Origin of the sequence: Tunicatimonas sp. (assembly GCF_049647865.1) — a bacterium.
Lineage (GTDB): Bacteria > Bacteroidota > Bacteroidia > Cytophagales > Cyclobacteriaceae > Tunicatimonas.
Genome location: NZ_JBARYM010000216.1, coordinates 1 through 8,301 on the forward strand (window position 1 = coordinate 1; position 8,301 = coordinate 8,301).

An 8,301-nucleotide genomic window follows, 5' to 3' on the forward strand; every position below is an offset into this window, starting at 1 on the left:
TTTGAAATCTCCCGTAGTGTGCGGGGGCAACGTTTCCTATACATTCGTAATTACCTGCCTCATCTACCGCTAACTCAGCCTAACTTTTATACTGATCAATCGGAAGTGATGGTAGAACTCCGACGAGTTTTAGCCGAAGGGAATCTGACTGCCGCCCAGCAACATATGTGGGCACCCAGTCGTCCCGCTGAAGAACTGTACGATACCGAAGCTGACCCTTATCAGGTAAACAACTTGGCTGGAAACCCAGAGTACGCAACAGTACTGACCGATATGCGAGCCGCCCAGCAGCATTGGGCTATCGATACCCATGACTCAGGATTAATCCCCGAACCTATGATGCAAAGGTTAGCAGAAGGTAGTACGATCTACGAAATGGTACGGGATACTACTATTTTTCCTGTTCATAGCGTACTGAAGTTAATCAACGGTATTCAGATAGACGGTAATTTTGAAGGTCAACAAATACAGAATTACGACCCAATTTCCCGATTCTGGTTAATGACATCGCTGCGGCCAAGCATGTTTCTAACCCCTTCGGTACAATCGTGGCTACAAGAATGCCTAAATGACTCATTTTCTTCCGTACAAATTCAGGCAGCTAAACTACTCTGCAATTCTGGCGAATGCGATGATGCCCTTCCGGTACTTACTAAACATCTAGACAGTGGGGGAGCAACCATACTGATGGCCGCCCGAGCCATTCAACTGCTGGGCGAGGTTGCCAAACCCATGTTGCCAGAAGTGCAAGCAACCCAGGAACAGTTATGTGAGGTAGCGGAAGACCGGTCGCAGTACTACGAACTGTACGCTTGCTGGGCCTTATCGGAGTGGATGAAGCAGCCAGGATTGTAAATAATTGCTGAAAACAAGTTAAGTATGGGTGTGTTAGTCTAACAGTTAAGTAATTTTGTAGAAAATTGACCACTAAATTGAGTAGTATTCGTTAGCTAGGTCAGTTACTTACACAGTTCAGTATCCAATTCCTAATCCTCATGAATAAACGTAAACTACTGGTCTTAGGACTGTTTGTAGTACTTATCGCCGCTGGCTACATTGCTATGCGGCAATTCGCTGGTATGAAAGAGCTGCCTCCCGAACGTCCCAAACGAGTTTCGACGAATTTTGTCCGGGTTAACGAAGTCACCTACCAAGAAATTGACACCGAAGTAGTAGAATACGGACGTATCACTTCCTCCCAACCATTAGATTTAATTGCTGAGATAGGTGGCCGGTTGTTTGCCGGTCAGGTTCAGCTCAAGCCGGGGGTTAACTTTCGGAAGGGGCAACTTATGTATCGGATTAATGATGCCGAAGCTCGGCTGAACTTGCAGGCTCGCAAAAGCCAGTTTTTAAATCTGATTGCCTCCAGCCTACCCGATTTTAAGATTGACTTCACCGAAGATTATCCGGCCTGGCAAAAGTACTTTGAAAGTATTGAAATTGATAAATCGCTCGAGCCGCTACCGGAAATTACCACTAACAAAGTCAAGACCTTTTTAGCGACTAAAAACATTCTGGGGGAATACTACAGTATTAAGAGCGGAGAGGAAAATCTTCGAAAGTACTACCAATACGCTCCCTACGACGGCAGTATTGTTAATGTTAATCTAGAAACCGGAACGGTGGTCAATCCGGGTGCTAATATTGCCAGCATCATTCGTACCGATCTGTTGGAGCTAGAAATTCCAGTAGACCCTAAAGAAATACGTTGGGTGAAGGAGGGGGCAGAAGTGCAGGTCTCTTCGGAAGATGGCTCTCAAACCTGGCCAGGGGAGGTAATTCGCATTGCCGATTTTATAGATCCTACCACGCAATCAATTAATGTTTACGTGGGAGTTAACGCTCAGCCCAACAGTGGTTTGTACGACGGGCAGTACTTGCGCGCTACTATCCCTGGTTCGCGATTGGAGCAAGCCATGCAGATTCCCCGGCGGGTGCTTATTAACGAAGATCAGGTGTACGTAGTAAAAGATGGTTTGCTACAGGCGCGCCGGGTTAATATTGAAAAAATCACCCAAGACCAAGTAGTGATCAGTCCGCTGGAAGGAAGTGGATTAAATACGGGTGATAGCCTAGTCGTTGATCTGCCCGCCAATGCCGTAGAAAATATGCGAGTGACTACCAACGTAGAAAGCAGTGCACCCAGCGGCAGCCGCCCTCGCAAAGCCGACAACCAGTCTGATTCCGTTACTACCAAAAATCGCAGCGAAACATGAGGAAAATTATAGAGTTTTTTGTGCGTTACCCCATTTGGGCTAACGCTATTCTAGTTATCATTGTCATTTTTGGTGCGCTTAGCTACACCAATATTAATAAGTCATTCTTTCCTGAACTTCCTTCCAACCAGATCGCCATTCGGGTAACGTATCCGGGGGCTTCGCCGGAGGAGATGGAAGAAGGTATCACCATCAAAGTAGAGGAAGCGTTGAAGGGAATTACCGGAATCGAGGAAGTCACTTCTACTTCCTCCGAGAACTCCGCCACCATCAATATTGAAACCCGCGACGACTACGACCTTGATGAGGTGCTGGCCGAGGTAAAAAATGCGGTAGACGGCATCCCTTCCTACCCAGTAGGGGCCGAACCACCCATTGTGATTAAAGACCGCGGTAGCTTCAGCTCTCGGGCAGCCTTCCTAACCCTGCGCGGTCCGAACGACCTGAAAGCTCTGAAGGAAAAAGCCGAGCAAATTGAGAGCGATCTGCTCAATTCAGGTGAAATTTCCCAGGTAGAAGTGTTTGGGTATCCTCCCCTAGAGATTTCTATTGAGGTCAACGAAGCCACCCTGCAACGTTATGACTTCACTTTCTCGCAGGTGGCCAATGCGGTGCGCTTCAATAACCGGGATATTTCGGGAGGCTCAATCAAGACTTCGGAAGAAGAAATTCGCATTCGGGCTAACTCCCGGGAATACGCTCCCGAAGAAATCGGCCGAATCGTACTACGGGCCAACCCCGACGGAAGTAATCTGCTGCTACGCGATATTGCTAATGTCAAGTTTCAATTTGCTGACACTCCCAATAAATCGTATTCCAACGGACAGACATCAATCTCCATCAGCGTACTCAAGCTACCGGAAGAAGACTTGCAGGAAATTTCGGGTTTTATCGGAGAGTATCTGGAAGAATTTGATGCCCAAAACGAAAACTTTGAACTGTTCGCCAGCTTCGATTTCAACACCCTGCTTCAGCAGAGAATTAGCCTACTGACCAGCAACGGGCTGGTAGGATTATCTTTAGTACTAGTAGCTTTAGGATTGTTCCTTAGTTTGCGACTCTCGTTCTGGGTAGCGGTAGGCATTCCTATTTCGTTCCTCGGCATGTTCATCGTCGGTAGCTTGGCAGGTATTACTATTAATATGCTGTCGCTGTTCGGAATGATTCTGGTTATCGGGATTCTGGTAGACGACGGGATTGTAATTGCCGAAAATATCTATACTCACAAAGAGATGGGTAAGGGGCCGGCCCAAGCGGCCATCGACGGAACCATGGAAGTGCTTCCGGCAGTGTTCACCTCAGTAACTACTACAATCATTGCGTTTATTCCGCTTATGCTGCTAGATAATCAGGGCTTTACCACCGAAATGTCAATCGTGGTGATTGCCTGCCTGGCCTTTTCGCTGGTAGAAGCGTTCTTCGTACTACCCTCTCACTTAGCCAGTGGCAAAGCCGAAGACGCTGATCACAAACCTAAGAAAGATCGTATTCGGGGTGGACTGGATAGAGGAATTAAATATCTGCGCGACAATATCTACGGTAGTGTTTTGCGACTACTGATTCAGTGGCGCTGGATATCGTTCGCTATACCAATATTTATCTTCATGGTAGTATTAGGTATGATTCAGGGTGGACTGATTAAGACCACAATTTTTCCCTCTATCCCTTTTGATGATTTTGAGGTATCACTAGTACTAAATCCGGGAACGCGGGAAAACATTACTGAAGATTACTTGCACCGTTTTGAGACCGCTGTTTGGGAAGTAAACGAAGAAATTAAAAAAGACCGAGAGGATGAAACTTCCTTAATTGAGACGGTAAGCATGAACGTAGGTAGCAGTGGTGGACGGGGAGCGGCCGAACGAGGCAGTCACGCTGGGCACCTCCGGATCGACTTAGCTGATTTGGAGCGGGTAGAAGATATTTCCAGCTTTGAAATTGCTAATCGGGTACGCCAGCGAATTGGGGCAGTGCCCGAAGCCCAAAAATTTAGTGTGGGCGGACAAAACCGCTTCGGAACACCATTTTCGCTGGCACTACTAGGTAGTAACCTGGAAGATTTGACGGCGGCCAAAGAAGAAGCCAAAGCCGAAATTATGGGTCTGGCTTCGCTCAAAGATATTAAAGATAATACCGCTACCGGCCAGCGGGAGATTCAACTTGAGCTACGGCCCCAAGCGTACTTCCTAGGATATTCTCAGCAGGATATTACCCAGCAAATCCGGCAGGCATTTTTTGGAGAGGAAGCCCAGAGGCTGATTATTGGCACCGACGAGGTACGGGTGTGGGTGCGCTATCCCGAAGAAGACCGGCTAACAATTTCGCAGATGGAATCGATGCGGATTAAAGACGGGCAGGGCAACGAGTACCCGCTACGGGAACTAGCCGATTACACCATTGACCGAGGGGTGATGAACATTAACCACTTCAACGGGAAAAGGGAGGTGCGTCTGGAGGCTGACCTGGTTGATCCCTACGAACCGGTTCCACCCATTATTGAGAAGGTGGAAAGCGAAATTCTGCCGCCCATTCTGGCCAAATATCCTAGTGTGACCTATTCCTTTGAAGGGCAGTCGCGCCGGTCGGCCCGTACGGTAGCTTCCTTTGCTAAGGTATTTCCGGTAGCCTTTATTATGATGATCCTAGTCATCACCTTATCGTTCCGCTCGCTTTATCAAGCCATCTTAATTCTACTGCTTATTCCGCTCGGATTAGTCTGTGCCGCTATCGGGCATGGCATTCACGGGCAGCCGATTTCTATGCTCAGCATGTACGGCATGATTGCTCTTTCGGGAGTCATTATTAACGATGCGGTGGTGATGCTGGATAAGTATAATCAGAACCTACGAGAGGGAATGCGAATAGAAGAAGCCGCCTACGGTGCGGGGATTGCTCGGTTCCGGGCTATTCTGCTCACCTCAATTACTACGGTAGTGGGGTTGTATCCACTGATTCTAGAGAAAAGTTTCCAAGCGCAGTTCCTGGTTCCCATGGCCATTTCGGTAGCCTACGGAGTAATGCTCGGCACGCTAATGATTCTACTGTTCTTCCCGGTAATTATGCTGGTGTTCAACGATATCAAGCTGTACATCAATAAAGGTATCGGCAAAGTGAAGCACTACATGAGTCCCGATGAGCCTTATCGCTCGCCCGATAGCGAAGACGTAGAACCGGCTATCCGCGAGCAGCGTCGGTTGCAGCAAGCTTAATGAAAATGTGAGATGTGAAAGAACGAATAGATTATTAAATCTTGAGTAACTATGAAAATAACAGGAAAGCTTACAAATCTCCAAGTTGAATTGCTTGAGCTGTTTCAGTACGATCTGAGCGATAGTCAATTGGAAGAGGTTAGGTCACTATTAGCACACTATTTTGCTGAGAAAGCTACTCAAGAGATGGATAGACTGTGGGAGGAAAATGACTGGAATGAAGATACAATGCATCGGTGGGCCGACGAGCATATGAGGAAAAAAACCAATACATGAGATTTGTTCTAGATACGAACGCCTTACTAATTTCTATTGCCAAAAAATCGCCCTACCGACCTATTTTTGATGCGTTAATAGAGGGTAAATTCACTTTATTATTGACTAACGAAATTCTGACTGAGTACACTGAAGTTATAGAAAGTAAGAGTAATAGCTTAGTAGCCTCAAACATAGCCGAACTGTTAGTAAAATTGAAGAATATAGATTTTGTTAATGTATATTTTCAATGGAATTTAATTGCCGAGGATGATGACGATAATAAATTCGTAGATGCTTTTGTATCAGGGAGAGCGGATTATTTAGTGACTAATGATCGACATTTTAATGAGCTAACTCAAATTTCATTTCCTAAGGTAAATATTATGAAAACAAAGCAGTTTTTGGCGTTAATATCTACCCTTTAATTCAGTCATTCTTTTTATTCTATGAAATACTTAACTCTCATCTTACTTTGCTTTTGGAGTACTTTCACAGTACAAGCTCAGGAGCAAGAAAACCTCTCCCTCTCCGATGCTATCCAAATTGGTTTGGCCAACAACTTTGATATTCAGATTGAAGAGCTCAATGTGGAAGTTGCTAAAAACAACAACAATTGGGGAGCGGCAGGACGCTGGCCCACTATCAGTCTGAGTTTATCTCAGAATAACAACTTTCGGGATGTGGAAAACCCAGCGGGCTTCCTTCAGGGATTGACTATCTCCAATGATATCACCCCCGGAATAAATGTTAACTGGGTACTGTTTAGCGGTTTCGCAATCAATATTCGGCGGGAGCAACTACAGCAATTGGAAAACTTTACGCGGGGTAATGCTCAAGTAGTCGTCGAGAATTCTGTTCAGGCAATTATCAATCAGTACTACTTAACCCAGTTGGAGCGAGAGCGATTGGATGCACTAGAAACCGTATTTTTGCTATCTAAGGATCGTTACGAGTATATTCGGCTAAAAGGAGAACTAGGTAGTGCGGTTACATTTGACATACTTCAGGAGCAGAATGCTTTTCTAACGGACTCATCCAACTTGGTTACCCAAGAGATAAATTTCTTAAATACCCGTCGTACGCTAAATCTACTGATGGGTAAAGATGTGACATTAACGTATGATCTAACCGATAGCTTAGCGGTAGAGTCCACTGCGTATGAGTTAGATGATCTATACGATCGGATGATTTCCAGTAATCGTAATTTGCAGAATCAGTATATCAACCTGGAAATTGCTCGTTCTGATACCCGTCTGGCGAAAACGGAGCTTTATCCGCAGCTAAGTTTCAACGCTGGCAGCGGCTACACTTGGCAACGACAGGATATTTCCAACGCCCGTTTTGCCTTTCCTGATCCTGACCGACCCCAAGTAGTGGGGGGGCGAACCCTTAGCTACGCCGCCGGGTTTACGCTGAACTACTTACTATTTGATGGAGGCCGAGTACGCCAAGCTATTGAAAACGCCTACACCCAAGAACGCATTGGGCAGGTACAGATTGAACAACAGAAATTAACGCTACGTAATAATCTATTGGCTACCTACGATCTGTACAACGTACGTAAAAAACTCTTATCCATTTCAGAAGAAAATATTCGGGCGGCGCAGCTTAACTTGGATTTATCCGAAGAACGTTTCCGCAATGGTACCATCAATTCCTTCGACTATCGCCAAATCCAGGTAAACTACCTCAATACCGCCCTCACCAATATTCAGGCTAAGTACGATTTAATAGAATCGGAAACCGAATTACTGCGTCTCACTGGGGGTATTCTGAGTGAATACGAGAACATAAATTAAGCTTAGCTTGATTGATCGAAAAACGTATTATTTTTGGGATAAATACGTAACTATCAAATGATCAAGCGAATTAAAGCGGCCTATCGCCAAAGAGTGAAGCTAGCTATTGACTGGAAATCTAAGCTTATCGATTTTTTTATCGTAATCTTGGGCATTAGTCTGGCTTTTCAACTAAATAGCTGGAATGAGACTCGGAAGGATAAACAACGTTTGGGAAACTATCTGGAGAGCTTTGTACTGGATACCCAAGAAAACATTGCAAGCTTGCAGCATACATTGGAACAAACTCGTCTGTTGAGAGAAAGGGCAGATACCATAAAAGCCCTGATTGCCTCAAAAAGGTTTGTGGACCCACGATTAGGTAATACGTCACCCGTTATGACTAGTTTTATTGAGTATCGTCCGGTAGCCACCACCCTAGAAAACATTAAGGAATCGGGTGACTTTGATTTGATAAGGGATTATACGCTTCGAAAAAAGTTGGTGAATACGTATAAGTCTTTAGAAGAAAGCAAAAGCCGCGAGCAGGCCACCGAAGAATACATCAGAAACTTTATTAGCCCATATTTTTTTAATAAAGTAAGGTACAGTACTAACTATCCGATAGACACAACGGACTTCTCCACTGATCATCGTTTTGAGAATATTGCCGTTGCCTACAGTAACCTAATGACTAATCAAATTATCGAATATGAAAGTGTGTTAGAGAAATTACAAGACCTTGAGAAAAGCTTGTCAGAGATAAGATGATGAAAGACCTATGAAAATAACTTAATCTATGCGCCGTTCCGGTACCATTGCCACTAAAAACTTCCC

6 protein-coding genes and 1 pseudogene are annotated in these 8,301 nt (G+C 45.2%); all 7 read left to right on the plus strand.

The genetic code is table 11. The annotated features are described in order from the left end of the window. A pseudogene (locus WBA23_RS06650) lies at nucleotides 1–855 on the plus strand (hypothetical protein); the annotation flags it as partial. Between the two features lie 140 nt (nucleotides 856–995). Then, complete coding sequence (locus WBA23_RS06655; RefSeq protein ID WP_424581471.1) at nucleotides 996–2,219, plus strand: efflux RND transporter periplasmic adaptor subunit; 1,224 nt, start codon at nucleotides 996–998, stop codon at nucleotides 2,217–2,219. Next, the gene (locus WBA23_RS06660) at nucleotides 2,216–5,428 is read left to right on the plus strand and encodes an efflux RND transporter permease subunit (protein ID WP_424581472.1); all 3,213 of its coding nucleotides are present in this window, start codon (nucleotides 2,216–2,218) and stop codon (nucleotides 5,426–5,428) included. Before WBA23_RS06655 ends, WBA23_RS06660 begins: the two co-directional genes overlap by 4 nt. A gap of 51 nt (nucleotides 5,429–5,479) precedes the next feature. After that, a complete protein-coding gene (locus tag WBA23_RS06665) occupies nucleotides 5,480–5,704 on the plus strand; it encodes a hypothetical protein (protein ID WP_424581473.1) in 225 nt (74 codons plus the stop codon). Further along, on the plus strand, nucleotides 5,701–6,111 hold the full coding sequence (locus WBA23_RS06670; RefSeq protein WP_424581474.1) for a putative toxin-antitoxin system toxin component, PIN family: 411 nt from the start codon (nucleotides 5,701–5,703) through the stop codon (nucleotides 6,109–6,111). The genes WBA23_RS06665 and WBA23_RS06670 overlap by 4 nt, the downstream gene beginning before the upstream one ends. Nucleotides 6,112–6,132: 21 nt before the next feature. Then, nucleotides 6,133–7,485 (plus strand): TolC family protein, encoded by a 1,353-nt coding sequence (locus tag WBA23_RS06675; RefSeq protein ID WP_424581475.1) that lies wholly within the window; start codon nucleotides 6,133–6,135, stop codon nucleotides 7,483–7,485. 57 nt (nucleotides 7,486–7,542) lie between these two features. Beyond that, nucleotides 7,543–8,235 (plus strand): hypothetical protein, encoded by a 693-nt coding sequence (locus WBA23_RS06680; RefSeq protein WP_424581476.1) that lies wholly within the window; start codon nucleotides 7,543–7,545, stop codon nucleotides 8,233–8,235. Nucleotides 8,236–8,301 lie beyond the last annotated feature (66 nt).